We start from the raw sequence: 3124 nt of genomic DNA on the forward strand, positions 1-3124 counted from the left end.
TTTTTTTGAGAAAACTTATTCTCTCAAAACTAGCTAATATTTATCATTGATTTTTAAGCCGTACACCGTTTCACACCACTTTGTGGTTAAGTCCTCGACCGATTAGTATTGGTCCGCTCCATACATCACTGTACTTCCACTTCCAACCTATCTACCTGATAATCTTTCAGGGGTCTTACTTCCATAAAGGAATGGGAAATCTAATCTCGAGGTGAGCTTCACACTTAGATGCTTTCAGCGTTTATCTCATCCATACATAGCTACCCAGCGATGCCCTTGGCAGAACAACTGGTACACCAGAGGTATGTCCATCCCGGTCCTCTCGTACTAAGGACAGCTCCTCTCAAATTTCCTACGCCCGCGACGGATAGGGACCGAACTGTCTCACGACGTTCTGAACCCAGCTCGCGTACCGCTTTAATGGGCGAACAGCCCAACCCTTGGGACCGACTACAGCCCCAGGATGCGATGAGCCGACATCGAGGTGCCAAACCTCCCCGTCGATGTGGACTCTTGGGGGAGATAAGCCTGTTATCCCCAGGGTAGCTTTTATCCGTTGAGCGATGGCCCTTCCATACGGAACCACCGGATCACTAAGCCCGACTTTCGTCCCTGCTCGACCTGTAAGTCTCGCAGTCAAGCTCCCTTGTGCCTTTACACTCTGCGAATGATTTCCAACCATTCTGAGGGAACCTTTGGGCGCCTCCGTTACCTTTTAGGAGGCGACCGCCCCAGTCAAACTGCCCACCTGACACTGTCTCCCACCACGATTAGTGGCGAGGGTTAGAGTGTTCATACAACGAGGGTAGTATCCCACCAATGCCTCCTCCGAAACTAGCGTTCCGGTCTCTACGGCTCCTACCTATCCTGTACAAGTTATACAAACACTCAATATCAAGCTACAGTAAAGCTCCATGGGGTCTTTCCGTCCTGTCGCGGGTAACCCGCATCTTCACGGGTATTATAATTTCACCGAGTCTCTCGTTGAGACAGTGCCCAAATCGTTACGCCTTTCGTGCGGGTCGGAACTTACCCGACAAGGAATTTCGCTACCTTAGGACCGTTATAGTTACGGCCGCCGTTTACTGGGGCTTCAATTCTGGGCTTCGCCGAAGCTAACTCATCCTCTTAACCTTCCAGCACCGGGCAGGCGTCAGCCCCTATACGTCATCTTACGATTTTGCAGAAACCTGTGTTTTTGATAAACAGTCGTTTGGGCCTATTCACTGCGGCTGACCTTTCGGTCAGCACCCCTTCTCCCGAAGTTACGGGGTCATTTTGCCGAGTTCCTTAACGAGAGTTCTCTCGCACACCTTAGGATACTCTCCTCGACTACCTGTGTCGGTTTGCGGTACGGGTAGTTATATTCTAACTAGAAGCTTTTCTTGGCAGTGTGACATCAGTTACTTCGCTACTTAATTTCGCTCCCCATCACAACTTGTCCTTAAAGTTAAGCATTTAACTCAACTTCAGACTTATTGCTTGGACGCACATATCCATCAGTGCGCTTCCTTAGCCTGCTGCGTCCCTCCATCGTTCAAACAAATATAACTAGTACAGGAATCTCAACCTGTTATCCATCGTCTACGCCTCTCGGCCTCGACTTAGGTCCCGACTAACCCTGGGAGGACGAGCCTTCCCCAGGAAACCTTAGTCATTCGGTGGACAGGATTCTCACCTGTCTTTCGCTACTCATACCGGCATTCTCACTTCTAAGCGCTCCACTAGTCCTTACGGTCTAGCTTCGTTGCCCTTAGAACGCTCTCCTACCACGGAACCCTAATGGGTTCCATCCACAATTTCGGTAACATGTTTAGCCCCGGTACATTTTCGGCGCAGAATCACTCGACTAGTGAGCTATTACGCACTCTTTAAATGGTGGCTGCTTCTGAGCCAACATCCTAGTTGTCTGTGCAATTCCACATCCTTTTCCACTTAACATGTATTTTGGGACCTTAATTGGTGGTCTGGGCTGTTTCCCTTTCGACTACGGATCTTATCACTCGCAGTCTGACTCCCGGATATAAATCAATGGCATTCGGAGTTTATCTGAATTCAGTAACCCTAGATGGGCCCCTAGTCCAAACAGTGGCTCTACCTCCATGATTCTTAATTCCGAGGCTAGCCCTAAAGCTATTTCGGAGAGAACCAGCTATCTCCAAGTTCGTTTGGAATTTCTCCGCTACCCACACCTCATCTCAGCATTTTTCAACATACATGAGTTCGGTCCTCCAGTGCGTTTTACCGCACCTTCAACCTGGACATGGGTAGGTCACTTGGTTTCGGGTCTACGTCTACTTACTATGGCGCCCTATTCAGACTCGCTTTCGCTACGGCTCCGTCTTATCAACTTAACCTCGCAAGCAAACGTAACTCGCCGGTTCATTCTACAAAAGGCACGCTATCACCCATTAACGGGCTCTAACTATTTGTAGGCACATGGTTTCAGGAACTATTTCACTCCCCTTCCGGGGTGCTTTTCACCTTTCCCTCACGGTACTGGTTCACTATCGGTCACTAGGGAGTATTTAGCCTTGGGAGATGGTCCTCCCGGATTCCGACGGAATTTCTCGTGTTCCGCCGTACTCAGGATACTGCTCTGAGGGACTTTCATTTAGCATACGGGGCTATCACCCTCTACGGCGAGTCTTCCCAGACTCTTCTACTATGAAAATCTTTGGTAACTCAAATGAGCAGTCCTACAACCCCAAGAAGCAAGCTTCTTGGTTTGGGCTCTTCCCTGTTCGCTCGCCGCTACTTAGGGAATCGATTTTTCTTTCTATTCCTGCAGGTAATTAGATGTTTCAGTTCCCTGCGTTTACCTCTATATAACCTATGTATTCAGTTAATAGTAACAGTCGATTAAAACTGCTGGGTTCCCCCATTCGGAAATCTCCGGATCAAAGCTTACTTACAGCTCCCCGAAGCATATCGGTGTTAGTCCCGTCCTTCATCGGCTCCTAGTGCCAAGGCATTCACCATGCGCCCTTGATAACTTAACCTAACTTTACTTAAAGCAAAGTGGTTTTGTTAAGAACTACGTTCTTAACTAATAAAACGCGGTGTTTCTCGGCTTATTGCTTAAAAATTTAATAAATATTATCTAGTTTTCAAAGAACAAATT

General features: G+C 48.1%; 1 rRNA gene. It reads right to left on the reverse strand.

Going from position 1 to position 3124, the window contains the following annotated elements:
• Nucleotides 1-82 precede the first annotated feature (82 nt).
• Nucleotides 83-3002: ribosomal RNA gene (locus tag FC66_RS07750) — 23S ribosomal RNA — on the reverse strand.
• Between the last annotated feature and the right edge of the window lie 122 nt (nt 3003-3124).

Origin of the sequence: Dellaglioa algida DSM 15638, assembly GCF_001434695.1 — a bacterium.
Lineage (GTDB): Bacteria > Bacillota > Bacilli > Lactobacillales > Lactobacillaceae > Dellaglioa > Dellaglioa algida.